General features: G+C 59.8%; 23 protein-coding genes and 1 tRNA gene. 21 read left to right on the top strand and 3 right to left on the bottom strand.

Translation table 11 applies throughout. From position 1 onward, the window contains the following. Positions 1 to 260 precede the first annotated feature (260 nt). From IH944_02190 to ftsZ, 17 genes are read left to right on the top strand one after another with little or no spacing between them, the layout of a single operon-like run. On the top strand, positions 261 to 752 hold the full coding sequence (locus tag IH944_02190) for a hypothetical protein (GenBank protein MCH7903357.1): 492 nt from the start codon (positions 261 to 263) through the stop codon (positions 750 to 752). Next, on the top strand, positions 749 to 1,669 hold the full coding sequence (rsmH, locus tag IH944_02185) for a 16S rRNA (cytosine(1402)-N(4))-methyltransferase RsmH (protein MCH7903356.1): 921 nt from the start codon (positions 749 to 751) through the stop codon (positions 1,667 to 1,669). The genes IH944_02190 and rsmH overlap by 4 nt, the downstream gene beginning before the upstream one ends. Next, a complete protein-coding gene (locus IH944_02180) occupies positions 1,666 to 2,064 on the top strand; it encodes a hypothetical protein (GenBank protein ID MCH7903355.1) in 399 nt (132 codons plus the stop codon). The genes rsmH and IH944_02180 overlap by 4 nt, the downstream gene beginning before the upstream one ends. Beyond that, positions 2,042 to 3,682, top strand: a complete 1,641-nt coding sequence (locus IH944_02175; protein ID MCH7903354.1) for a penicillin-binding protein 2 — start codon at positions 2,042 to 2,044, stop codon at positions 3,680 to 3,682. Before IH944_02180 ends, IH944_02175 begins: the two co-directional genes overlap by 23 nt. Further along, complete coding sequence (locus tag IH944_02170) at positions 3,679 to 5,166, top strand: UDP-N-acetylmuramoyl-L-alanyl-D-glutamate--2,6-diaminopimelate ligase (protein ID MCH7903353.1); 1,488 nt, start codon at positions 3,679 to 3,681, stop codon at positions 5,164 to 5,166. The genes IH944_02175 and IH944_02170 overlap by 4 nt, the downstream gene beginning before the upstream one ends. After that, entirely contained in the window at positions 5,166 to 6,527 is a 1,362-nt protein-coding gene (locus IH944_02165; protein MCH7903352.1) for a UDP-N-acetylmuramoyl-tripeptide--D-alanyl-D-alanine ligase, read from the top strand. Before IH944_02170 ends, IH944_02165 begins: the two co-directional genes overlap by 1 nt. Next, positions 6,524 to 7,477 carry a hypothetical protein gene (locus IH944_02160; GenBank protein ID MCH7903351.1) on the top strand — a complete coding sequence of 318 codons (954 nt, stop codon included), beginning with the start codon at positions 6,524 to 6,526 and terminating at the stop codon, positions 7,475 to 7,477. The genes IH944_02165 and IH944_02160 overlap by 4 nt, the downstream gene beginning before the upstream one ends. Then, complete coding sequence (gene murD, locus IH944_02155; protein MCH7903350.1) at positions 7,474 to 8,841, top strand: UDP-N-acetylmuramoyl-L-alanine--D-glutamate ligase; 1,368 nt, start codon at positions 7,474 to 7,476, stop codon at positions 8,839 to 8,841. The genes IH944_02160 and murD overlap by 4 nt, the downstream gene beginning before the upstream one ends. Continuing rightward, complete coding sequence (locus tag IH944_02150) at positions 8,838 to 10,061, top strand: FtsW/RodA/SpoVE family cell cycle protein (GenBank protein ID MCH7903349.1); 1,224 nt, start codon at positions 8,838 to 8,840, stop codon at positions 10,059 to 10,061. The genes murD and IH944_02150 overlap by 4 nt, the downstream gene beginning before the upstream one ends. Beyond that, positions 10,006 to 11,097, top strand: a complete 1,092-nt coding sequence (gene murG / locus IH944_02145) for an undecaprenyldiphospho-muramoylpentapeptide beta-N-acetylglucosaminyltransferase (GenBank protein ID MCH7903348.1) — start codon at positions 10,006 to 10,008, stop codon at positions 11,095 to 11,097. The genes IH944_02150 and murG overlap by 56 nt, the downstream gene beginning before the upstream one ends. Further along, positions 11,094 to 13,481: a UDP-N-acetylmuramate--L-alanine ligase gene (murC, locus tag IH944_02140; protein MCH7903347.1), complete on the top strand. Its 2,388-nt coding sequence runs from the start codon at positions 11,094 to 11,096 to the stop codon at positions 13,479 to 13,481. Before murG ends, murC begins: the two co-directional genes overlap by 4 nt. Next, the gene (locus IH944_02135; protein ID MCH7903346.1) at positions 13,444 to 14,187 is read left to right on the top strand and encodes a hypothetical protein; all 744 of its coding nucleotides are present in this window, start codon (positions 13,444 to 13,446) and stop codon (positions 14,185 to 14,187) included. The genes murC and IH944_02135 overlap by 38 nt, the downstream gene beginning before the upstream one ends. 44 nt (positions 14,188 to 14,231) lie before the next feature. Continuing rightward, entirely contained in the window at positions 14,232 to 14,936 is a 705-nt protein-coding gene (locus tag IH944_02130) for a DUF881 domain-containing protein (GenBank protein ID MCH7903345.1), read from the top strand. Continuing rightward, the gene (locus IH944_02125) at positions 14,933 to 15,082 is read left to right on the top strand and encodes a hypothetical protein (GenBank protein MCH7903344.1); all 150 of its coding nucleotides are present in this window, start codon (positions 14,933 to 14,935) and stop codon (positions 15,080 to 15,082) included. The genes IH944_02130 and IH944_02125 overlap by 4 nt, the downstream gene beginning before the upstream one ends. Continuing rightward, positions 15,061 to 15,333, top strand: a complete 273-nt coding sequence (locus IH944_02120) for a small basic family protein (protein MCH7903343.1) — start codon at positions 15,061 to 15,063, stop codon at positions 15,331 to 15,333. Before IH944_02125 ends, IH944_02120 begins: the two co-directional genes overlap by 22 nt. Further along, the gene (gene ftsA / locus IH944_02115; protein ID MCH7903342.1) at positions 15,330 to 16,547 is read left to right on the top strand and encodes a cell division protein FtsA; all 1,218 of its coding nucleotides are present in this window, start codon (positions 15,330 to 15,332) and stop codon (positions 16,545 to 16,547) included. Before IH944_02120 ends, ftsA begins: the two co-directional genes overlap by 4 nt. Before the next feature lie 21 nt (positions 16,548 to 16,568). Continuing rightward, positions 16,569 to 17,750, top strand: a complete 1,182-nt coding sequence (gene ftsZ / locus IH944_02110) for a cell division protein FtsZ (GenBank protein ID MCH7903341.1) — start codon at positions 16,569 to 16,571, stop codon at positions 17,748 to 17,750. A gap of 17 nt (positions 17,751 to 17,767) precedes the next feature. Here the strand turns inward: ftsZ and IH944_02105 are convergent. Beyond that, positions 17,768 to 17,858: transfer RNA gene (locus tag IH944_02105), tRNA-Ser, on the bottom strand. A 152-nt stretch (positions 17,859 to 18,010) separates the two neighbouring features. On the opposite strand from IH944_02105, the gene IH944_02100 reads away from it, so the two are divergent. Then, positions 18,011 to 19,045, top strand: a complete 1,035-nt coding sequence (locus tag IH944_02100) for a deoxyguanosinetriphosphate triphosphohydrolase (protein ID MCH7903340.1) — start codon at positions 18,011 to 18,013, stop codon at positions 19,043 to 19,045. Here the strand turns inward: IH944_02100 and IH944_02095 are convergent. Further along, the gene (locus IH944_02095) at positions 19,029 to 20,711 is read right to left on the bottom strand and encodes a cation:proton antiporter (protein MCH7903339.1); all 1,683 of its coding nucleotides are present in this window, start codon (positions 20,709 to 20,711) and stop codon (positions 19,029 to 19,031) included. The two genes, IH944_02100 and IH944_02095, sit on opposite strands and share 17 nt — an antisense overlap. 492 nt (positions 20,712 to 21,203) lie before the next feature. Then, positions 21,204 to 21,632: a hypothetical protein gene (locus IH944_02090; GenBank protein ID MCH7903338.1), complete on the bottom strand. Its 429-nt coding sequence runs from the start codon at positions 21,630 to 21,632 to the stop codon at positions 21,204 to 21,206. 431 nt (positions 21,633 to 22,063) lie between these two features. Between IH944_02090 and IH944_02085 the strand changes: the two genes are divergently transcribed. From IH944_02085 to IH944_02075, 3 genes are read left to right on the top strand one after another with little or no spacing between them, the layout of a single operon-like run. Further along, positions 22,064 to 23,059, top strand: a complete 996-nt coding sequence (locus tag IH944_02085) for a site-specific DNA-methyltransferase (protein MCH7903337.1) — start codon at positions 22,064 to 22,066, stop codon at positions 23,057 to 23,059. A gap of 5 nt (positions 23,060 to 23,064) precedes the next feature. Continuing rightward, positions 23,065 to 23,517, top strand: coding sequence for a hypothetical protein (locus tag IH944_02080; GenBank protein MCH7903336.1), 453 nt, complete (start codon positions 23,065 to 23,067; stop codon positions 23,515 to 23,517). Then, on the top strand, positions 23,514 to 23,807 hold the full coding sequence (locus IH944_02075; protein ID MCH7903335.1) for a hypothetical protein: 294 nt from the start codon (positions 23,514 to 23,516) through the stop codon (positions 23,805 to 23,807). The genes IH944_02080 and IH944_02075 overlap by 4 nt, the downstream gene beginning before the upstream one ends. Positions 23,808 to 23,987 lie beyond the last annotated feature (180 nt).

Raw genomic sequence — 23,987 nt, 5'->3', positions numbered from 1 at the left:
AGTGCAAGTACCCTTATGCTTCCTTCAGTATTTATGTAGACATATAACTACTGTCATGTTTACACTCAGTGCAAAAGGGAAAATTCGTCCACAAATCATGCGCAATTATGAATTGGTGTCCCAGTAAAATGGTTGCTGGGTGGATGGTTGATACATGGATTGTGGAGACCTGACCCTCCGGGCGGGGTGTCCGGAAATCTTGAAGACGGCGGCCGGTGCCACGGAAGGTGCTGGCCGCAGTCGGCTCAGACCAATAAGCAATGCCAGGCGAGACCGATGACGCTACGAAAAGATACCTTGTTGGCACCGACGAGGCGACTATTGACGACAAAGGAAGGCTCCTTGTCGGCAAGAAGAAGCGTGAACGCCTCGGAGAAGGGTTCGTGATCTCTCTCGGCGACACCGGATGCCTGGTCGCTTATCCAGCCGAGACCTGGAAGGAGATGGTCACGGAGATCCTCTCGAACTCGAGCATCAATCAAGGGCGGCAGCAGTACACGAGGCTCGTCGTCGGCAACGCTGAGGACGAGCTCAACTTCGACCGGCAGGGCAGGATCGTCGTGCCGATCAAATTGCGCGAAGCAGCGAAGTTGCGGGGCAAGGTCGTTCTGGTCGGGTTGTTGGACCGCATGGAGATTTGGGCGAAGGAGGAGTATGAGAGGTTCCACGCTGATCCCGACGGCTACGGCAAGGAGCGGCGCGAGGCCATCGAGCGGGCGTACATGAAGATGACCGGGAGGGACGCGATTTGATCGACCAGCGAACGCACGAGCCTGTGATGACCGAGGAGGTCATGGAGCATCTGAGCCTCAAGCCAGGAGCGGTCGTCGTCGACGGCACCGTCGGCCTGGGAGGACACAGCTTGGAAATGGCGGCTCGGATCGCCCCCGAAGGAATCCTGCTGGCTTTCGACTGGGACGAGCAGATGCTCGATGTGGCGAAGGAGCGCCTGAGCAAGATCGAGCACGTGGAGGTTCGCTTCTTCCATTGCGACTACCGACGGATACCGCAAGTCGTGACGGATGTTGGGCTGACCAGAGTCGATGCGATTCTGCTCGACATGGGCTTGAACAACGCGCAGATCGAGGACGACAGTCGAGGGATGAGCTTCCGTCGCTCAGGGCCGCTCGACATGAGAATGGACAGATCGTCTGGCCAGCCCGCGAGCGACTTGGTGAATGAATGGAGCGCCGCAGAGATCGAGACCGTCTTGCACGACTACGGCGACGAAAACTGGGCAAAGAAGATCGCGCAGGTAATCGTCGACCGGCGCAAGCTGAACAGGCTCGAAACGACCGACCAGCTCGTGGATTGCGTTCTGGCAGCGATCCCTGCTGCAAAACGGCAACGTGGGATTCACCCGGCGACGCGGACGTTCCAGGCGATTCGTATCGCGGTCAACGGTGAGCTGGAAGGGCTGATCGAAGCCGTCGAACAGGCTGCGCAATGCCTAAGCCTTGGTGGGCGCATGGTCGTGCTGACCTACCACTCCGGCGAAGATCGAGCGGTCAAGCGCGCGTTCAGATCGCTCTCTGAGAGCGACGAGTTTTCATTGCCGTTCAAGAAGCCGCTGATTCCGTCGCAGTCGGAAGTAGCCAGCAATCCCAAAAGTCGAAGCGCGAAGCTTCGCGCAATACACAGAGTACGCATATCACAGGAGGCAGCATGAGCGCAGTACCATGGATTCAAGGTAAATCGTCGTCGTATCCCCGTGCGAGGAGGCGCAACCAAACCACGCGCACAGTCGTGAATACGGCGCCGCGAGTCAACGTGATCGCGGTTGGGCTCGCCCGCATCTTGGCGTTCGCGGTGCTCGCTGCGGCCTCGTACGGGATTTCGTCTCTGCTCGGGCACTCGAAGACCGAGACTGCCTACCGCGATCGGATGGCTGCCGTAAGTCGGATCGAATCAGCCCAGCGCGACGTTGAGAAGCTGCAGAAACAAGTTTCAGCGCTCACGGCGCGGCAGTCAATAGAGCGGTGGGCGATGGCCAACGGACTGTATCAGCCTAGCGACATCATGTTGATGAGCGGCGGTGAGAATGCCGAAGCGGAAACGCGCTAACCCGGACAGCAAAGCGCGCATTTACGTATGCGCGGCAGTCGTCACGCTTGCGTTTGGCGGGGCGATGTTCTCTCAGGCCAGGGCGCAGCTGATTCTCCGCGACGACGTGCTCTCTCGAGACAGCCCGTGGTCGGGGAAGAGGAGCAGCGCCCCGACTACGCCGCAGATCGGAGCGATCATCTCATCTGATGGACAGATTCTCGCAGAAACCGAAAACGTCTATGAGTTCTCACTGTTCTATGACCGCCTGCCGCACAGCCCGACGTTTTTCATGGAACTGTCTGAGGCGACCGGTTTCTCGGCGTCGGACCTGCAGTCAGGAGCGTGGTCGAGTCGAAAGAGCTGGCGCGCGGACCGCCTGCTGAACAACGGCCAGAAGTCGATGGTCCGCCGGATCGCTACCAAGTGGCGAGCGGACGGTGTGTCCCTGCTTGCCATCGGTTCGAGATACTATCCGCTGCTGGAAGCCGCCAGCGGAGTCATCGGAAGGGTTGGGGCGGACGGTCCGGTGAACGGGATCGAGCTTGAACAGGCAGCGGCGCTGCGAACGAACGACATCACGCTCACGATCAACTCGGAGCTGCAGGTTGCCGCTCACACCGCCGTCCGGCATGCGGTCGAGATCAACAAGGCGGACTCAGGCACCGCGATCGTGATCGATCCTACGACCGGCGACGTTCTGGCGATGGTGAATTGGCCGTCGTTCAACCCGGAATCCGTAACAGATCCGTCACTGGACTACAACACCGCGTACATGGCGCAGTTTGAGCCGGGGTCCACGTTCAAGATTCTTACGCTGGCCAAGGCGATCGACTCGGGTGCGATCAGAAGAGACAACAGCCTGGTCTGCGACGGGAGAATCACGGTCGGCGGCCAGGCGTTGCGGTGCGACGAACACGGCGGCTCACGCGCGCACGGAACTGTCGACAACGAGAAGGCGATCGCCCGGAGCTGCAACATCAGCGCAGCGCAGTGGTCGATGGCGGTCGGAGTTGATGGAATGCGAGACTTCATTGCAACCCTCGGCATTCTCGCCCCGCCGGGGATCGGACTACCTTCCGAGAAGGGTTCGCGTTTCAAACAGAATCCCGGCAACGCGACCAGGCAGATCGCCGAGCTTGGATTCGGCCAGTCGATCGGCGTACCGGCTATCTTGATGGCGAACGCATTTGCCGCGTTGGCGAACGACGGACTCCGAATGAAACTTCGGCTGATCAAGTCAGTCGGCAAACGCGAGACGCCTGTCGAATCAGCAGAGCGCATCGTGTCTGCGGAGGCGGCAGCGTACGTTCGCAAACTCATGGAATCGGTGATTCACGAGGAGTACGGCACCGCCGATCAGCTCATGATCCCGGGATACCGGATCGCTGGAAAGACGGGCACTTCGCAGAAGATCGGCACGGCGGTCGGGGGCAACATCTCGAACTTCGTCGGATTCGTTCCGGCTGGAAAGCCGCGCGCGGTGATCTACGTCGTTATCGACAACCCTAGAGCAGGCCAGATCTATGGCGGCATCGTTGCTGGGCCGGCGTTCAGGGAAATAGCCCTAGCCGTCATCGACCAGCTTGAGATTCCCCGTTCACCTCAACCTGCTGAAACGTCGGATAGTCAAGAATGAGCCACCCCACTGCGCATGCCCTGTTCTCGGAAACGGGCGTTGCCGTACGTGAATCGTGGGGCAACGCCGAAGTTCAGTCTGCGACGGCAGATTCGCGCACCGTTCAGGCCGGGGCGCTGTTCGTCTGCATGCCGAGCGAAAACCGCGACAGCCACCAGTTCATCGAGCAGGCCGTTTCAAGCGGTGCGGTCGCGGTTCTCGCTCATTCCCAGGAAGGATTTCAGAGAGCGGTAGGCTTTGGTGTCGCATCGGCGTGGATCGATCCCAAACAGCCGGACTTCAACGTCTCGGTCGCTGCGATCGTGAAGCTCGCGTACGGTGATCCGTCGGCGAAGATGCGGATGATTGGAGTCACGGGCACCAACGGCAAGACGACCACCGCATGGATGATCAGGGACGCCTTGGTCGAGATGGGGCGGAAGGCGACTTATCTCGGCACGCTGGGGATCGACGTACTGGGCGACCATCGAGAGTTGGCCAACACGACGCCGTTTCCGGCGGAGATGTGGTCGCTGCTGGCGGAGGCCGCAGACGCAGGCAGCGAAGATTTCTGCATGGAGGTCAGCAGCCACTCGCTGCAGGAGCGACGCGTCGCGGGGCTGGATTTCGACATTGGAGTGTTCACTAATTTGACGCAGGACCACCTCGATTATCACGGCGACATGGGGTCGTACGCCGAGGCGAAGCGGCTCATGTTCGCAGAGCATCAAGCCACGGGCTTTCGGTCGGCGATCAACATCGGCGACGAGTTCGGGCGGTCGTTGCGCGAGGACTTTGGAGCGACGGTAACGTTTGGATTAGACGACGCGGACTTGGTCGCAGAACCGTTGGAGGTTCTCGCCGACCGCTTGCGATTGAAAGCGTCGTTCGGCGGTGACGAGGAATCGTTCGGTGTTCCGGTCGGCGGGCTGTTCAACGTATGGAACGCAACGGCAGCCTTGGCCGCGCTCTTGGCGATGGGTGAGTCATTGTCCCGGTCCACCTACGCGCTTGGGCAGGTTAGCCCTGTTCCTGGCCGCTTTGAAGCGGTCCAGAGCGAGTTCGGGTTTAGCGTGATCGTCGACTACGCGCACACAGACGACGCGATGAAGAGCCTGTTGCTCTCCGTTCAGGGCCTGGAGCACAAGCGGGTGATCACCGTGTTCGGCTGCGGCGGCGACAGGGACCGGGCGAAGCGTCCGAAGGTGGCCGCAGTCGCCAGCGAGCTGAGCGACATCACGATCGTGACGAGCGACAACCCGCGGACCGAGGACCCCGCCCAGATCATACGAGACATCGAGCAGGGCTTGCTTGCGGGGAAGCCGACGCAATCGATCATCGATCGCAAAGAAGCCATCGCGGTCGCTGTGCGAGAGGCGCAGCCAGGCGACATCGTCGTGATAGCCGGCAAGGGGCACGAGGATTATCAGATCGTCGGGCGTGAAAAACTCCCGATGGATGACCGCGTGCTGGCACGCAAGGCGTTGGAGGAGCGAGGACCGTGATGCCCATCTCCGTTGACGATTTCGCGCGCCGATGCGGCGGCGTGCCGCACGGATTCTCTAGCGGCGCAAAGATAGAAGGATTCGCTTTCGACAGCCGCGATGCAAAACCGGGCGACCTCTTTCTAGCGATCAAGGGCGAGCGCGTCGATGGGCACGACTACTGTCAGGGGGCGATGGCAGGCGGCGCAGTCGGTGCGCTCGTCGAGCGATCAGTCGATTGCCCACACATCCTGGTTGCGGATCTCGTCGATGCGCTGGCAAAGTTCGCGCGCCACGCTCGGCGAGGTTTCAGCGGCCCGGTGATCGCCGTGACCGGAAGCGTAGGGAAGACGACGACCAAAGAGTTCATTGCTGCGGCGATGAGCGTGTCAGGCTCTGTGCTGAAGAACGAGGGCAACCGCAACTCGGAGTACTCGTCGCCCCTCGTTTGGGCGGAGCTGTCGCCGGAGCACAAGTCGGTCGTCATCGAGATGGGGATGCGCGGCGCCGGGCAGATCGCTCATCTGTGCAGTTTCACCAGCCCGACGGTCGGAGTCGTCACAAACATCGGCTCGGCGCACATCGAAATGGTCGGGTCGCGCGCGGCGATAGCGTCTGCAAAATCTGAGTTGCTCCAGGCGCTGCCAACCGATAGCCACGCCGTCTTACCGCAGGATGATGAGTTTCTCCCCGTGTTGCGCGAGGCCTCGGGCTGCGAAGTGATTACGTTCGGCTTTTCGCCCGAAGCAGACTGCCGGATCACGGGCTATCGTGCGCTCGATCTTCACCGTTGCGCGGTGCGAGGAAGGCTGCACTCTGATTCGTTCGAGGTGGAACTGCCGACCGTCGGTAAACACCAGGCGTTGAACGCCGCTGCCGCGATTGCGGCTGCCGGTGCAGCGGGGGTCTCCGTATCGGACGCTGTCGCTGGGCTGACGGGCGTCGATCTGCCGCCGATGCGAATGGAGATGGTGGAGCGAGACGGCGCGTTCGTGCTTCTAGACACGTATAACGCCTCGCCAGACTCGACTGTCGCAGCAATCCAAGTGGTGTGTGAAGTGCCGTGCACGGGACGCCGGCTGGCGGTTCTGGGCGAGATGCTCGAGCTAGGCGATTTCACCGAGGCGGGGCACCGGCTGGTCGGAAAGGCCGTTGCAGAAGCGGATCTCGACGGCGTGCTCCTGACAGGCGGCGCGACTGATTACATACGAGACGAAGCGACGAAGCGCGGATACCCTGCAAACCGGATTCAGTCGCTGTCTAGTCTTGATCTGGCAGAGGTCGCCAGGTATCTACAGACCGTTAACCCCGGCGATCTCGTCCTGATAAAAGGGAGCAGAGCGCTTGAGCTGGAGCGGGCGCTGACGGAGGCGGGCGTATGATCCCAATCGACGTATCCAACGTGATGACCGCCTGCGTGTTGGCGTTTGTTGCGTCGGCGGTCGTTGCGCCCGGCGTTTACCGCTTGTTGAAGAGGGTCGGATCGCGGCAGAAGATCAGCGAGCACATCGGCGAGCACGCGCACAAGGAGGGGACTCCGACGATGGGCGGCCTCATCGTACTGCTTGCCTTGCTGGCCGTGTTCATTCTGGTACCGTTTCACGACGGACTTGTGCCCGCCGTGCTCTTGCTCGGTTTTGCTTTCATCGGCTTGCTCGACGACTTCATCGTCCCTCGACTTGCGAATGGCGCGCGGGGGCTCGGGTGGAAACAGAAGCTGGGACTCCAGATACTGGTCACGGTTGGCGCGTGCTGGCTAGGCGGGGTGCGCGACTGGCAGGCGATGGCGGTTATCGTGTTCTTCATTCTGTTCTTCGCGAACGCATTCAACATTTCTGATGGAATGGACACGCTGGCAGGGGGTCTGGGGGTCTTGATGGCGTTGGGGTTTGGCGTCATCGCACTGCTCGTGTCTTACGCTCCGGCTGCAATTCTCATGGCGGCTTTGGCAGGGGCGATGCTGCCGTTTCTATTCCTCAACGCCCCACCGGCAAAGCTGTTCATGGGTGACGTAGGCGCGCTTCCGATCGGCGCCCTGCTTGGGTGGGCGTTCTTGGTCGTAGGCAGATCCAGTGAAATATATCCGGCACACCAAAACCTTTGGGCGGCGAGCATCATCGCCGGTGTGATGGCGATCGAGCTGGTGCCAGTGCCGCTGCAGATTCTGTCCGCGAAGTTGCGCGGAGGAAAGCGGCTGTTCCCCAAGACGCCGCTGCACCACGGTTTGCAGGAGGCCGGCTGGCCTGAAACGCGCGTCGTCTGGACGTTCCACTTGGTCCAAGCCGTGCTGGTCTTGGCTGGGCTGGCTGTTGTTCTGGGGGTTGGCCGATGAAGCTCGACGGCACGAGAATCGCAGTCGCTGGCATGGCGAAATCCGGCATCTCTGTGGGATTCGCGGCAAAAGAGCTAGGCGCGGCTGTCACCGTCTTCGACGAGAAGCCCGCCGATCATCCGAGCATCCTGCCAGCGGTCGATACTCTGAACGCAGCCGGTGTTGTAGCCGCGCCGGGCTGGCACGGCCACCTGTCGGACGAAGACTTCGACATGCTGGTTCTCTCGCCGGGCGTGCCGATGAACCACCCGTGTGTCGCGGATATGAAGGAGAGGGAAGTGATTGGTGAGATCGAGTTTGCCTACCGAATCACATCCGATCCGATTCTGGCGATCACGGGCACCAACGGCAAGAGCACAACGACGGTGCTGACGTGGCTGTTGCTTCGTGCAGCTGGCGTCGACGCTGTTCTCTGCGGCAACATCGCAGGGTCGGGGTACGACGAGCTGACCCTGACCGACGCCTCGATGCAGAGCGTGGACGTCCTGGTCGCCGAAGTCAGCAGTTTCCAGCTAGAGTTCGTCCAGCGGTTCCGACCGCGCGTGGCAGCGATCACGAACATTACACCGGATCACTTGGAGCGTCATGCGAGCTTCGCTGAGTACGAATCGTGCAAGTATCGACTGCTGGAAAAGATGAGTGCGAGCGACGTCGTCATCGTGAATTTAGATGAGCGCACAGTCGACCCAGATCGCATTCCGCCAGCGCCAAGAAAGATCAAGTTCGCCCCAGACGGGTTCGGCGCTACGTCGGGCGTGACGGCCAGGGCAGGAGATCGCCTGTTCCTGAGCGGAGACGACATCGCCATCGCGTCGTTGCCGCTCCTCGGTGACCACAACTTGGCGAACGCAATGATGGCTTGGGAGATGGCGGACGCATTCCTAAAGGAGCCGTCGAGCGATCAGCACGACGCCATGCTGTCTGCGCTCCTCAAGTTCACCGGGCTGGCCAACCGCATGGAGCTAGTGAGGGAGCGAGGCGGCGTGAAGTTCGTGAACAACTCCGTCTGCACAAACCCAGAGGCGATCATCGCTAGCTGTCGGGGGATCGACGGTCCACAACGGCTGCTCATAGGAGGGAAACGGAAGAACCTGGACTTCGCGCCGCTGGGAGAGTTCCTCGCCACTTCGGGAAATCCGGCGTACATCTTCGGCCCTGAGGCTGACGAACTGTCGGCGCAGATGGGAGCGGCTTTGTCGACTTTTGAAGATCTCCCGAAGGCGTTTGCAGCAGCCGCCAGCGATGCAAGCGACGGTGATTTCGTCGTGCTATCGCCTGGCTGTGCCAGCGCAGAGCCGTATGCGAACTTCAAAGAGCGGGGCGACGATTTTCGGCGACTGGTAGAGGAGTGGATCGCCCAATGAACGTCCGCAGGCTGATACCGGATCGCCCCCTGTTCGGCCTTTGCCTTCTCGCGTCGGTCGTCGGGCTGATCGCCATTTGGGACTCCGGCTACGTTCGCTCCGCCGCCGCCGGATCGTTCTTGCCGCACGAACTGAAGACGCAGTTCATTTTCTTGTTGCTCGCAGTCGGGCTTGCGCTGCTCTGCCCGCTGGTTTCGCGCAAGTCGCTGCCGGTGATCGGCGCGGTTTCGTTCGGGATCGGAGTCAGCCTGCTCCTGCTCGTCCGATACTCTCCTATGGGACATTCGGAAGGCGGGGCGAGACGGTGGCTGGTCATATTTGGACACACGATGCAGCCGTCCGAGTTCGTAAAGCTGGCAGTGATCCTATTCCTGGCCGCTGCGTTGGCCGGGCACGAGAAATGGGTCAAGCCGAAGCGCGCGATCAGGAGCCTCTGGCAGAGGCTTGACAAAATCTGGCTGCCGAAGCTCGCGCGCGGTTGGCCGCTGCTGCTCATCTTGCCCGTCCTGTACTTCGTCGAGGGGCAGCCCGACCTCGCCACGGCCGCGGTCATTGCGGTCTGCACGCTCGCCATAGTCGTCGCGGCCGGGGTGAGCTGGCGCTCTATCTCAACGATCGTCGTCGTCGCGATCGCCTTTGGAGCGGCGGCCGTATACGCGCAGCCGTACAGACTCGAGCGGTTCGCAAGGCACGAGGCGAGGTGGTCGGCCGAGAACATTCACGGCTCAGGTTTCCAGCCGGCGTTGTCGGAGTGGGCGCTGGCGCGAGGCAGCCTGACGGGCGTCGGCATTGGGCAAGGGCAGGCCAAGCAGAACCGGCTGCCCGCAGCCACGACCGACTTCGTGATGACGACCGTCGGCGAGGAGACCGGCTTAATCGGTTCGCTGGCCGTAATCCTGCTGCTGGCCGCGATCACTTGGCGGCTGATATGCCTGAGCATGCGGTCGAGCGACCGGTTTTCGTCGCTAATCCTAATTGGCATCGGCGTTTGGATCGGAGCGCAGACTTGCGTCAATATATGGATGGTCAACGCCCACCTGCCGCCGATCGGCATACCGTTGCCGTTCGTGAGTGCCGGCGGATCGAGCCTGGTTGCGCTTTGGTTGGGAATCGGTACGGCGATGAGCGTCGTGCAAAGAGTCAAGAACGAGGAGGTGTCGTCCGATGAGGCTGGCCATTACGGGTGGCGGAACAGGCGGGCACGTATTTCCCGCGCTTGAGATCGGTCGCGCGGCCCGCGCTGCTGGCTGGCAAGTCAAGTACTACGGGTCGCTGCGAGGAATCGAGGGCGGTGCGTGCGAAAAGGCGGCGATCGAGTTCGTCGGATTTGCGTCTGAGCCGATCTACCGCCTTTACACGCCTCGCGGTTGGTTCACAGCGGCGAAGATGCTGCAAGCCTCCAAAAATGCGTTGCACGAGCTAAGCATTTGGCGTCCAGACGTGCTGTTCTCGACCGGCGGATACGCGTCGGCGCCGGTCGTACACGCAGCGAGGAGGCTTGGGATTCCGTTTGTGATCCACGAACAGAACGCGGTCCCAGGCAGGACGAACAGACTTTTCTCCAAGTCTGCGAGCCGTGTTTGCACGGTATTCAAGTCTGCGTCACAGTTCTTTCCCGGCGGCAAGACCGTGCAAACAGGACTTCCGATCCGCGAGCAGTTGCGCGCAAGCGCGCAGGGTCGGCTGCCGCTCGATCAGGCTCTTGACAGCGACTCTCCGGTCGTGCTGGTGATGGGCGGCTCACAGGGCAGCGCCGTGTTGAACGACGCCGTGCTTGCTGCTGCGGTCCGCATGGTTCGAGCGGACGTTCAGTGGCTTCACATCACCGGCGAAAGCCACTACGAGAGCACGATGCGCTCTCAAGAAAAGCTTGGCATCAACGGGCGGTACACGATCAAGGCGTATCTGGACGCAGACGAGATGGCCGTCGCGTTGTTCCAGAGTTCGCTCGCAATTTGTCGGAGCGGTGCCGGGACCTTGGCTGAGCTCGCCGCTTTTCGCAAGCCGTCGATTTTGGTCCCATACCCGCGCGCGTACGGAGACCACCAGCGCGTCAACGCGCAGGAGTTTGCCGACATGAAAGCTGCCGAGCTGCTGAAGCAGGAAGACCTGCTCGCTGCATCCCTGGAAGCTCGCGTCATGGCTTGGCTGAACGACGAGGCACGGATCGAGCAGGCGAAAGCCGCGCTGGCTGAGTGGGACAGGCCCGACGCCGCCAAGCAGATATTGGCCATCCTAGAAGAGTCGGCGAAATGAGAACGAAGCACGAGAACGCCACCGCTTTCAATGACCGGTCAGAGTTGGCCGGTCACAAGTCGTTCGTTCTCGTCGGTATCGGCGGCGCTGGAATGAGCGGCGTGGCGCGGATGCTTTGCAATCGCGGCTTTACGGTTAAAGGGACGGACCTGACCGATTCGCCCTTGATCGATGGTCTTCGCGAACTCCAAGTCGAGGTCAGAATCGGCCACACGGCAGAAGTTGTCGCCGAGGGTGACGCCGTCGTGTTCTCCGACGCGATTCCGCTGGATTCTTCGCCTGAATACCAGCGAGCCAAGGAGCTTGGCTGCCCAGTGTTCCGCCGCTCGCAGTGCCTGGGCTGGATGCTGGAAGGGAAGAAGACCATCGCCGTAACCGGCACGCACGGCAAGACGACAGTGACGGGCATGATCGCCGCTGGCTTGCGCGCCGCAGGGCTCGACCCGACGATCGTCGTCGGGGCAGAGGTGCCGGAGTTCGGTGGATCCGTGATCGACGGCAAGGGAGAGTGGGCGGTTGTCGAGGCTTGCGAGGCGTACGACTCATTTCACGACTTCGATCCGACGATCGTGGTGTTGACGAACCTCGAGATGGACCACGCGGATTTTCACGGAACTTGGGAAGATCTTCGCGACTCCGTCCTTCGATTCGTGAAAAGGCTGCCCGAGGATGGAGTGCTGGTCTATTGCAAGGAAGACGAGGGCTCCTCGGAGATCGCAGAGTCATTTGACGGTGAGACACGAGGCTACGACAGACAGATGGCGCTGAATATCGGTCATCCCGAAGTCCACAAGGAGAGACTCAAGGAGATTCCGGGCACAGAAAAACACCAAGCAAGTTCCGGTCGCGGCTACGTAACTCGCACGATGCCGCTCCTTCTCTTCGGCGAACACAACTGGACGAACGCAAGCGGTGCCCTCCGAGCGATCATTGAGGCAACGAGAATGTCTGGCGAGGAGGAGGCTCTTGGTACGGTGAGTGCAGTCCAAGCCGCCGTCATTACGTTCCGTGGTGCAGATCGCCGCCTTCAGTCGTTCGCGTTCGGCGAGATCGACATCGTAGACGACTACGCCCACCACCCGACGGAAATCCGGGCGACCATCCAGGCTCTGCGCGAGAAGTACCCAGACCGCCGCCTGGTCGTCGTCTACCAGCCGCACCTCTATTCGCGCACGAACGACCTGATACCCGAGTTCGCAGAGGCGCTAGACCTCGCAGACCACGTATTCCTGACGGACATCTACCCTGCGCGCGAAGACCCGATCCCCGGCATCAGCAGCCTGCGAGTCGCCGAGCTGATGACGTCACCCGTCACGTATGTGCCTAGCCGCCATCTGCTTCCAAGGAAGGTCAACGACTTCGCTCAGCCAGGGGACGTCGTGGTCGGCATGGGCGCGGGGAACATCTCCGACTTTGCACCAGCTATGATCAAGGAGATGGAGCGACCGGAGAAGCCAAGGATCGCCGTGGTCTACGGCGGCGACAGCGCGGAGAGGGAAGTCAGCATCCTGAGCGGGCGCGAAGTTCACGCCGCGCTCACGGAATTAGGATACGAAGCGAGCCTTCTCGATGCAACAGAGCTGTTGTTGAGCGGCGGCGATCTGTCCGACCTGCAAGGCGACGCCAGGCCGGATCTTGCGTTCCTTTGCGTACACGGGACGAACGCCGAGGACGGCGCGATCCAGGGGCTGTTCGAGCTGCTGCACATCCCGTACACCGGCAGCGGAATCCTCGCCAGCGCGATCGTCATGGACAAGAGCCTGACCAAGACGATCTTACAGCGGCGCGGGATCGCCGTCCCCCCGGGCGTGCTGATCGAAAGCGAAAGCGAGCGGCCAGAGAAAATGCCTCCGCCCCCCGTGATCGTAAAACCGAACGCACAAGGATCAACCATCGGGCTTTCGTTCGTCGAGCGACAGGATCAGCTCGACGACGCGATCAAGTTAGCGTTCCGATACGACGACAAGGTGCTCGTCGAGGAGTGGATAAAAGGGGTCGAGATCGCTGTCCCGGTCGCGGGCGACACTGCGCTTCCCGTCGTCGAGATCGTTCCCGCCAGCGGCCGTTACGACTTCGAGAGCAAGTACACGCCGGGCGCGACAGAGGAGATCTGCCCGGCCATGATTACGGATGAACAGACTGCGGAGGCGCAACGGCTCGCGCTTGAGTGTCACAGCGCCCTCGGGTGCAAGGGCGTGACCCGAACGGACATGATCGTGGCGAAGGACGGGATCGTGGTCTTGGAGGTCAACACGCTGCCGGGGTTTACTGCGACCAGCCTCGTGCCCCGGAGCGCCGTAGAGCATGGCTGGAGCTTTCAAGACCTAGTCAGGTGGATGGTACGAGATGCAATCAAGATCGAAGAGGCGCCGCGGTCGCGATAGGTGGGCTTCGGCGCCCGATCTCAGGCCGTATTTCTGGGGGGCGCTCCTGATCAATCTGGTTGTCGCCGCCTACTACAGTCCGCTCACCAGCCTGACTCACGTCAGGGTTGTCGGCGCAACGGCCACGGAGCAAGCCGAACTGAAATCGTATTTCGAGCCGTTGGCCGGTGTTCCTGCGTTGCAATTGTCGTCCAGCCAGATCGCGAGCGACCTAGTGGCAAAGAGCGACGTGCGGGTCGCAGATTTCCGAGTCAACATATTCGGGCGGGGACTGCTTAAGATCGAACATCACCGCCCCGTTGCACAGATCGTGGACACAGCCGGGCTTCTGCTGTCTGCCGACGGTACGTTGTTCCGAACCGAGGATGAGCCCGAGAACCTCATGCTGTTGGTGCTGCCCGCGGACTTCATTCGCCCGAATGTGAGCCTTTTCGACAATTGGCAGCCGGGAACGATCGCACTTTTGTGCGAGAATGTAAGTAGAAGGTTTTCTGGGATTCCTTGGAGAATCGTCGTGCACGGAGATCGCTCAATCGACTTGGTCGTGCCCGGTGGGCTCGTAGTCCGACTCGGCTCAACCGAGAGCCTAGACGAGAAGCTCGACGTGCTGAAGGAAATCCTCGACAACGATCCGGAGTTTCTTGAAAGCACGGAACAGTTGAACCTGATCGCGCCTGGAAAGCCGGTCCGAACGCCGAAGCAATGAGCCCGAAACAGCCGAATACGCGATCCCAATCTTGGCTCTGGCCAGTGAGCGCGCTGGCGCTCGCAATCGGCCTAGCGGGTTCGATGCTTTGGGTCACCGGCCTCACGAGGAACGGCCTGGACGAGCCTTCGCTGGACACGCAGACCCGGCGGGGCTTCAACAGCATCGATAACGAGCGCGAGTACGCCGAACTTTCGGACGAAGTAACAAAGTTGCGCGAAGAGATGACGCGGATGGAGAACACCATCGCCGAAGGGAGCGAGGGCGCGAAGCAACTGAACGAAAGCCTTCAAAGTACGAAGCTGTACGCCGGGTTGACGGAGGTCGAGGGGCCTGGCATATCAGTGGTCTTGCGAGACTCGGAGCGTCCGGCGGAGAACATCATAGACCTCAGCGGTTCGATCATCCACGATACCGACGTCCTCAGGATCGTCAACGAGCTTTGGAGCGCGGGTGCGGAGTCTATAAGCGTGAACGGGTTGCGCGTTGGTCTCCGATCGAGCTTCAGATGCGTTGGCCCCACGATTCTCGTCGACAGCGTTCGAATCGCCTCGCCCGTGACGATCCGCGTCATCGGCGATCCGGAGACGCTGATGGGCGCGATGAACTTGCCGGGCGGTCCGCTCGACGAAATCCGGGCCGTCGACCCCGCAATGGTGCGGATCGAGATCGTTGAGTCGCACGTGCTGCCGGCGTTTGCCGGGTCTACGGCCTCAAAATTCGCCAAGCCGACGAAGGATCGATCGTGAAGCTGATCCCGTTGTTGGCGCTGAACGTGGGGGCTCTGATCGGTTATCGCGCAGCAGTTTCAGCCGACGGTAAGGTTGGGCAGTACTTGGGAATCGGCGTGCTAGCAGGGCTCGCTGCGATTTTTTGGGCCGTCGAGACGCTGTAGAGGGTAAGTTTCAGACAGACGCCTTCTTGAGTGGATTTGTCGCCAACGCGCTGATCGCAACTTTTCTCTCTTTGCTGGGAGATTATCTTGGGATCAACCTGTTTTTGGCAGTGGTTCTCGTGATCGGATGGCGTATATTTAAGTACCTCAGCCGTCTTCGGAAGCACGTGCTCAGTAGTTGGCGAGGTTGTCGTCAGTCGGATGACCCGGTTGACGACGGTGATTTGGACAGTACCGTTGGCATGACATGAGTAACCGCACATTTGTATTGGACCTTGGCTCTTCTAAAGTCGCGTGTCTTGTTGCGGAGCGGTCCGAAGACCGCCTGAAACTCGTGGATGCGGCTGCGGTCGGCAGCCGTGGAATGCATCGCGGCGAGATCGTCGACGAGGACGCCTTGACCAAGTGCATTCAAGTCGCCATGACCCGTATCGACATGGATCTTCCAACTTCGGCCGAGGTGATCGTGAACATCGGCTCGACGAAGATGAAGAGCCAGACGGCGCGCGGCATTCGACCGATCTATCCGCCGGACAAGGTGATCCAGCAGGAGGACGTCTTGCAGGTTGCGACGCACAGCCGACAGATTCAGCTGCCCAGCGATGAGGACACGATCCAGGCCCTGCCCAGAGAGTACGTTCTCGACGGCTCGGACGTGGTGCCAGATCCCATCGGCAAGCGTGCCAGCAGGCTCGAAGTTCGAACTCACGTCACAACCTGTCCTCGCAGCGACTTGGATGCACTTGGCAGGGTCGTCGAGTCTGCAGGATTAAGGATGGGGCCGATTTTGCCCAGCGGAATCGCCTCAGGTCTCGCCGCCGGTCGGTCGTCCTCGGCGAACGACTCCTTCATCATCGTTGATATCGGTTCGGGTACGACGGACATCGCGGTGTTTATTCGCGGGGCCAGCGCTTTTGCGGCCTCGCTGCCAGTGTCGAGCGAACACATCACGAACGACATCGCCGCTCTTCTGAAGATCTCGAAAGAGGATGCAGAGTCCCTGAAACTGAGCGCGGGAAACGCCGATCCGAAGGAGATCGAACAAGACGACGTCGTGAGTGTAAAACAAGTCGCAGAAGAGAGCGCAAGGCCGTTTCAACGTAAGGTACTCTGCGAAATAATCGAGAGCCGCGTCCGCGAAATCGCCCAACTGGTCAAGAACCGACTACAGGACAGCGAATTGGCTGACGAGCTCCCAAAATGCGTTCTGCTGACAGGCGGAGGGAGCCACCTGCCTGGCATGAGCGCGGTGTTCGGAACGGTGTTCGAGGGGTGTCGCTGCAGCACTGCGACACCGAGAATTGGCGGGACCAATTCTCGCCAGGTCGCTGTGCCCGAGATGGCCACTCTGGTCGGGCTGGCAGAGTACGGCTTGGACGGAGAAGACGAGCTTGTCCCCGCGAGCGGTGCGGGGAGTTGGAAAGATCGGATTCGGTCGCTGAGGCTGCGGATTGGCAGTCGCTAAGACCGGTTCCAAAGTGAATCTATTGTTGGACAAATCGACGTGGAAGCGAAAGGCGCAAGTATAAAAGTCATTGGCGTAGGCGGAGGCGGCTCTAACGCCGTCAACCGCATGATTGAGACCGGTATCCGCGGCATCGAGTTCATTGCCATGAACTCCGATGTTCAAGCGTTAGATCGGTCTCAGGCGAGCAAGCGAATCCAGCTAGGCCAAAACCTCACGCGAGGTCTCGGAGCCGGAGGCGATCCGGAGATTGGAAGGGCCGCTGCAGAAGAGAGCAAGAACGAAATCAGGAAGGCGCTCGAGGGGGCTGATATGGTGTTCTTGACGGCTGGCATGGGCGGCGGCACGGGAACGGGCGCTGCGCCGGTCATCGCCGAAATCGCGCGCGAAGTCGGCGCCCTGGTCATTGCGATCGTCACAAAGCCGTTCCGATTTGAAGGGAGACGAAGGGAGAAGTATGCCGAGGAGGGCATCGTGTCGCTCGTCGGTAGAGTTGACACGATCATCACCATCCCGAACGAACGGCTCAAAGAGGTCGTCGAGAGGCGCACAAGCCTAGGCGAGGCGTTTCGGATCGCCGACGACATCCTTAGGCAGGGGGTTCAGGGCATCAGCGACATCATCACGGTGCCGGGTCAGATCAACGTCGATTTTGCGGACGTCAAGTCCGTAATGAGCGGCGCGGGGGTTGCGCTGATGGGCATCGGACACGGAATCGGTGAACATCGGTCCATACAAGCGGCGCAGAGCGCGACGCAGAGCCGGTTGCTGGAGCAGACGATCAACGGGGCCAAGGGGCTTCTCGTCAACATTACGTGCGGCGAGGACCTAACGCTCAGCGAGGTCACTGAAGCTATGGAGTACATCCACGGTCTCTGCGATGAATCAGAGGCCAACATCTATTTCGGTACCGTAATCGAGCCCGATATGAAAGACGAAGTCCGGATCACCGTATTGGCGACCGGATTCGACGCGGTTCCGCGGATGGGGAGGAACGGCCAGGCAACTGCGTCGGTTCAGGCCGATCAGGACTTGCCGCCTACTCAGTACGGAACGCGCGTATCGCCGCAAGAGATCTGGCGGCAGGAAAAGGCCAGAGCGTCTCGAGAGGCACCCGAGCCGGAGACGGTCTTCGAAGAGGAAGACGTGGATATCCCGGCGTTCCTGCGCGAGCACAGGCGTCGTCAGACCGAGCAAGCCTAAAGCTAATTGAGGATTAGTGGCGGAGCGGGTGGGATTCGAACCCACGATATGGGAAAACCATATACACGATTTCCAGTCGTGCTCCTTCGACCACTCGGACACCGCTCCGCGCCCAAGCCATATTATGATCTGTTTGAACGAGCGGATGCGGCGACTAAGCGATGGCCCAAGGGCCACCGTGCCGCGCCGTGGATGCGGAACAGAGATGGATCGACGACCACCAGGCGGCTAATCCAGTCGATCAACCGTCTCATACTCAGATGCCAGGAACGATCCGAGAGGCGATTGAGGAGCGAGAAAACGAGAGCCTTTGTGCGAACGCCCAGCGGTCCAGCCAAAGCCGCGGTAGACGCCAGAATGAGGAGGAAGACGGTGTCCGAACGTGCTTTCAAAGGGATCGTGACCGCATACTGCACTGCAAATCGTTTCGCAGGCTCAATCACAAGACGCAAGTGTTCATCGCGCCGCTCGGCGACCACTATCGCACGCGGCTGACCCACTCTCTGGAGGTAGCGCAGATCGCGCGTACGATCGGTCGAGCCCTTCGCCTGAACGAGGATCTGATCGAGGCGATCGCGTTGGGCCATGACGTCGGCCACACGCCGTTCGGGCATATCGGCGAGGACGCGCTCGATGAGGTCTTGCGGAGTTTGGACCGGCCTGACTCTCCCAAGTCGTTTCGGCATTACGAGCATTCACTGAGGGTCGTCGACGAGTTGGAACGGTTGAACCTGACGCACGAGGTTCGGGAGGGGATCGGCGGACATAGCAAAGGAAGCAGCGACCTCACCGCCCGGGATGGGGAACAGTCTTCGACGCTTGAGGCCGCCGTTGTTAGGATCAGCGATCGGATAGCGTATTTGAACCACGACCTCGACGACGCGATTCGTAGTGGAATCATCGATGAGATTCCTCCCGAGTTCAAGAGAATTGGTCCGAGTCACGGCAAGCGCATTGGCGCAATGGTGCGCGATGCGATTCAGTCCAGCCTCGACCAGCCGAGTATCCGGCTATCGGACGAGATGCTCGCCGTGATGAACAGCCTGAAGGAGTGGCTGTACGAAAACGTGTACCTCAGGTACCCGCAGATCTATCCTGACATCGCGAAGGCCAAGCACGTCGTGCGGGAGCTGTTCCTCTACTACCTCGAGAACAGCCGATTGCCGGACGGCTTTATCGGGCCGCAAGGCGCACTCGACTACGTAGCCGGAATGACGGACAGGTTCGCCATCGAGCGGTACCGCGCCCTGTACATCCCGACAGCCTTCGAAGAGCGGATCAAGACGGTTCTTTAGATTTTGTCACAGTCTCTACGACCGGCTCGGCGCGTATGAGGGCGAGCGTCTTTCGGCCGAGCAGCAGACCTACGGTCTGTTCTTCGTCGAGGACCATGTCCGCACCGAGAACGTCAAGTTCGTCGGAAAACACGTGATAGCGCGAGCGCACGATGACCGGGACGTCTGGGGCCGCGTGCTTGCACTGACTGAGGATCGCCCGTACGGCCATGTGGTCGGGGACGGCTATGACGACGGCGCAGGCCGACTCGATGTTCGCCCGTTCGAGGTTCGTGTGCTGTGTCGCGTCTCCGACCATCCCGCCTAACCCGCAGTGTTCGGCTTCCCTGACGAGCTTCGGGCTGATATCAAGCACGAGGACCGACTCGTTCTCGTCGAAGAGCGTCAATGCAGCCGCTCTCCCAGCCGCGCCGAACCCGATCACGATAACGTGTCCGTGGCGATCCGGCGTCTGGTGTGCCTTGCGCTCCGCTTGGGCGAGCTTTCTCTTCGGCACGAAGGTCTTGGCTATTCGCAGCGCGATCTTGTAGGCGTTGCCGGTCATGAACGGCGTTATGAACAAGGTCAGGAGCGTGACGGAAGTCGCAAGCTTGAACAGGGGAAGGTCGATCAGACCTCCGTTCCTTGCGACGTCGAGAAGAACGAATGAGAACTCGCCGACCTGTGCGATGGCTATGGCCGTCGCCATTGCGTGGACGATGCTCACCTGGAACGGGCGGACGGAGAAGTACGTGAAGATCGCCTTGCCAATGATCAGGACAGTCGTTGCGCCTAGGACCAGTCCGACGTTGTCACCGATCCAGCGAACGTCTGCCAGCAGGCCGATCGATACGAAGAACACCGCCATGAAGAGCGTGCGCAAAGGCAGAGCGTCGGCCCGCATCTGGTCAGCGAAGCGGCCCTCGGCAAGCAGGAGCCCCGCCATAAATGCGCCGAGCGCGGGAGAGATCCCGAGGGCGTGTGCGGCCCAAGTCGCGCCGACAGCAGTCGCGACGGCGATGAGGATAGGGATCTCACGGTTCTTCGCGATGACCTTCTCGTCCATAAGCCTAGGAACGACGAGCGATATGAACAGCGTCATCCCCAGGACGAGGAGGGTCGTGTTCAGCAAGGCGCTGCCGATCGAGGTCGCCAAGTTGCCTGAGGGATTGGCTAGGAACGCCACGAAGAGCACGAGCGGGATTAGCGCGACGTCCTGGGTCAGCAGGATCGCGACTGAGAACCTGCCGTGAGCCGAGTCCAAGTCGTTCCGAGTTCGGAGGATTCTCAGGACCATGGCCGTCGAACCTATGGAAGCAGCCGCCCCGATCGCGAACGCCGCTCTCCATTCAAGGCCGAAGCTCAGACATAGGGCTGTAAAGACAGCGTTCACCGCGACCAATGCGATTCCCCCGGCGATCACGGCGCGCCCGCCGAATCCGACCAGCCGCTTCCATGAGAACTCCAGGCCGATGGTGAACAGCAGGAGCGCGACGCCGACCTCTGCGATGGTGTCGATGACCTCTTGCCCCTCGATCAGGTTGAGGATGCTGGGCCCGACGATGACTCCGGCCACTAAGTACCCGGGAACAGATCCGAGCCCGATCTTTTCGAAGATGAGCCCGAAGACGGCCGCCGCGCCAAGGACGACCACTACGTCCAGCACGTAAACCCAAGTGTCGCCCATGCTTGCGGTCAGTATGTCATGTAGCGGAGCCACGAAATTCTCAAATTACGTGCAGGCCGGTGCAGAGCGCTGATACAGGAAAATGCCCCAATGTTTCGTAAAAGTGTTAATGCGTTTGTGGAAGTCAAGCTAGATCGTTCCGAAAATTACTCCCTCATGAAGAACCTAAGGCGTGCCCTTTTATTTTTCGCAACCCTCGTCTCCTTCACGTCTTTTAAGACCAGTGACCCAGCTGAGCCTGGTCTAACCTAGAGAGGCTCCCGCCATTGCCGAAGCTGAATCGCGTTACAGGAGCGAACAAAGGCACGGAGGACCGCTCGATGTGGACTAACCCGACTCGACCCTGAGTACTAGTCTGGATCAACCGATAAGTTCGTCAGCCTACGCATGGACGAACAGCTTTGCTGGCTGCTGTCTCTGCGTCTAACGCTAGTGGGCAGATTCGCCGGGGTGCGGCCTGTTCGTCCCGGCAGATTTCGACGCTCCTCTGCGCTAAGCGTTGAAGAACCTAAGAGGTTCTTTCGTCGTTTCAGACTCGATGACCGGCAACCTCTCTTCGCCGACCTTCTTGCCGTTGAACATCACGTCCAGCCGATAGTCGCCGGGCGACTCAAACCTTATCGGCGGCAGCAGGAACTGGATGAAGATGCGAGTCGCGCCGCCGCGCGAATCCCCCGGAACCGTGCCGCTGGCCGTGACGTCCATCACCTGCTTGCCGTCCGCGTCGATCAGTATCGCCTGCACGTTCATCGCTTCCCCCGCCTCGGTCGGTTCAAACTCCGTCTGCAGGCACAGGAAGAACGGTGGATGATCCAGCGGAAAGGCCGGCGCGACGATGTTGTCGAAGACGCCGATCATCGAATGCCGTCCGTTGCGCTGCTGGGTTGCGTATTCGCAGAACTTGCTGAGTAGGACTCGCACGGTACGCAAAGCATTATACCGACGCGCGGTCATCGAGTCATCCCCTGCTAATCTGCGGCAAAGACCAACGTAGCAGCGGGCACCGCTCGCGGGTATGCTTTTTGCATGCTAGCCAACGGAGCCCGACGAAGGCAGTTCCCTGGCGGGAGTGTGATCTGGACAGCAAAGCCTTGGTAATCCAGACACGGTTGGTCTCAGTCCGATCGACGGGCGTTGAGGTAATCCAGGGAGGATGTTATTCCGATCCACATAAAACCCCGTGACAATTCGCGAGATAGGGCGCAGCCGACAGGAGATACTGGACTTGGCGCGACTCTGCCAGATGATTCAGGTGCGTGTTATACGCCCAGGAAACCGCAGTTCTGCTAATTGCAGTTCAATCAAACTATTGTTAGCCAGACAGAACACACGTCTCGGAAGGCCGCATACATATGAAGAACAACCCACTTCCGCGACTTGACGCAGCGCCGCATGTCAGAGAGCAATTACTTCCGCACTGCCGACTCCAACCCGGTGACATTTGGAAAGATAATGTGTGCGGGCACCGCGTCGGTTGTCTCGACGCTACGGATGGCCGTGCGATCCAAGACGTGATGGCCGGCCAGCGAGCCCAATTGGCCATTCACGATCCCCCATACAATCTCGCGGCCTTCGAACGTCGATCAATCACCGAGTATATCGACTGGTGCCAGAAATGGGTGCGGGTTACGGACGCCGTGCTGGATTCAAACGCCTCATTCTACGTCTGGCTGGGCGCGGATCAAAACGACGGTTTTCAGCCCTTGCCGGATTTCATGCTGATGATGCGCAATCAAACATTTGCTCCTCGAAGTTTCATCACGATGCGAAACCAACGCGGATATGGAACTCAAAAGAACTGGATGGCCGTTCGGCAAGAACTGCTGTACTACATCAAGGGAACGCCAACGTTCAACGTAGATGCCGAATACACGGACATCCCCAAGATTCTGCGCGGGTACTACAAGGAAGTGAATGGGAAAATAACAGAGAATCTCGAACGAAGCCGGTCGGACACGATTCGGGCGGGCAACGTTTGGGTCGACATCCAGCAGGTATTTTACCGGATGGAGGAGAACGTCTCCGGCTGCTATGCTCAGAAGCCCTTGAAGTGTATTGATCGAATCATTCGGGCAAGCTCAAATCCTGGCGATCTCGTGGTTGACTTTTTCGCTCATTCCGGAACAACGCTGCTTGCGGCTGAAATCCTTAAACGCAAATGCTTCACGGTTGAACTCGATCCCATCTACGCTGAGATCACAATTCGTCGTCTTGAACGTTTTCGGACGACCGGGCGACTCGGATGGCAAAACGGACATCCGTTTGAAGACGAAGTCCCCGATGTCGAACCGGACACAGCCCCTCTGGTGGAAAGCGAATCTTTGCCTGCTCAGAAATTGTTGTTTTGATTCGCATGGAACACCTACAAGAACAACTTGATTCACTGCTGGCGCAGCTACCCAACGAGCAAGAAGTACGCGATCGGCTCGAGTCGCTCGTGTCAGTTTATCCGTTCAACGAATACGAGTACATCATTTCCACTCTGCTGGCGACGGACGTCTTGACTTTAGACGGCTATCACGAGCTCCGTGACAACTACATCGCGAGGAATCTTTACTTGTATATCTTTGAGATCAGCGCGCCGCGCACGTTCGGCGAGTCTTGGGCGCAGGGACACGTGAAGGAATTGGTTCCCGAGCTTCAGAAACCCTCGAAGAAAACTGATCCTGATTACTCTGGTCAATACGACCTTGTCCTCGACAACATTCGCATCGAGGTGAAAGCGTCACGCCGGTGGACGCGGACATGGATGCTCCACTGTGCGTCAAGGCGCTGGCATCCCATTCCAAGAAGAACTTCTGGATGAATTTCCAGCAAGTGAAGCCGGGCTGCTGTGATCTATTCGTGTGGGTCGCTGTGTGGCGAGACGTTATTCGGTACTGGGTGCTATCTTCTCACGAAGTGGAAACGAATCCCTACTATTCTCAAGGCCAACACCGTGGCAACGTTGGCGAAGGCCAGCTCCACGTCAAGCAGGACAACATACACGAATTCGAGAAGTACGAAGTAAAGCCAAACGAACTTGAAGAAGCGATTCGCGCTGCGTATGACCGCGAACTTAAAAACGAAGGGCAATTCTGGTTAACAAGACGATGAACCGGAGCACACTCGCTTTTTGCTTCTAACGTCCTTTACTTCGCCAACAGTGTTCGGATTGTTTACGCTTATTCCCGTTGAGCTGTGTGCCCGCTTATCTTGGGCGTTTCCGGCATCCGTAGGCCCCGCTCACCGAGCTGTTCAGGTCGCGGATTGCCTTGCCCAGTATGATACAGTCCA

Source organism: Armatimonadota bacterium, assembly GCA_022563855.1.
Lineage (GTDB): Bacteria > Armatimonadota > Fimbriimonadia > Fimbriimonadales > Fimbriimonadaceae > JADFMN01.
This window is presented reverse-complemented; position numbering and strand designations above follow the sequence as displayed.